At 73.4% G+C, this 1,118-nt stretch carries 1 protein-coding gene; it reads left to right on the forward strand.

All coding sequences use genetic code 11. The annotated features are described in order from the left end of the window. Positions 1-1,118 (forward strand): FHA domain-containing protein (locus tag I59_RS03045; RefSeq protein ID WP_031272621.1); only part of this gene is annotated, 1,118 nt, incomplete at both ends.

The raw sequence follows: 1,118 nt of genomic DNA on the forward strand, positions 1-1,118 counted from the left end.
ACCGCCGCCGCGGTGACGACGTCGAGGACGCGCCCGCGGCCCTCCTCCAGGTGCTGACCGGGCCCGAGGCCGGCCACGAGTACCTGCTGTCGCGCGGGGTGAACCTGGTCGGCCGCGACGCCATGGCGCAGGTCTCCCTCGCCGACGACGACCAGGTGTCCCGCCGGCACGCCGCCATCACCGTCGGCGACACGGTCGAGGTCGTCGACCTCAACTCCGCGAACGGCGTCGCCGTCGACGGCCGTCTCGTCGCGCGGTCGTTCCTCGACCCCACCAACGTGGTCCAGCTCGGCGGGACGACCCTGCGCATCGCACCGCTGCCGGGCACGTCGGCGACCGGAACGGTCACGCCGACGGCAGCGGGGACCACCCCCGACGACACCGAGTTCTCGCGCTCGCCCCGGGTCGAGCCCGCGTACCGCGGCAAGCACGTCACCCTGCCGGAGATCCCCGTCCCGGGGGAGAAGCCGCGGTTGCCCGTCATCGCGATCCTCGCGCCGATCATCCTCGGCGGGGTGCTCTTCCTCGTCACCAAGCAGCCGTACACGCTGGTCTTCATCGCGCTGTCGCCGATCATCATGATCGGCACGTGGATCGACCAGCGGGTCCAGACGCGACGGCGGAAGCGCGACGAGCGGGAGCGCTTCGAGGAGTCCCTGCGCGACGCCCGCGGCAGACTCGCCGCCGAGCGGGAGCACGAGCTCGAGGCTCGCGCCGCCGAATCGCCGGACCCGACCGCCGTGACCGCCGCGATGCGCGAGCGCAGCACGCTCCTCTGGACGCGGAAGCCCGAGCACACCACCTTCCTCGAGGTCCGTTTCGGCGCCGGCACGCAGCCCTCCCGGTCCACCGTGACCCTGCCGTCGAAGAACTCCGGCAGCGTCGACGACTGGAACCGCGCCGAGGCCCTGGCCGACGAGTACGCGACGGTCGGGCCGGTCCCCGTCGTCGAGACGTTCGAGCGCGCCGGCGCGATCGGGGTCGCGGGCACCGGGCTCGCCGCCGACGACGTCGCACGGTCCCTCGTGGTGCAGCTCGTCGGCCTGCACAGCCCCGCCGACCTCGTCCTGACCGCCTTCGCCGGTGGTGCCACCACGGAGCAGTGGTCCTGGCTCAAG

Source organism: Curtobacterium sp. B8, assembly GCF_000333315.1.
Taxonomy (GTDB): domain Bacteria; phylum Actinomycetota; class Actinomycetes; order Actinomycetales; family Microbacteriaceae; genus Curtobacterium; species Curtobacterium luteum.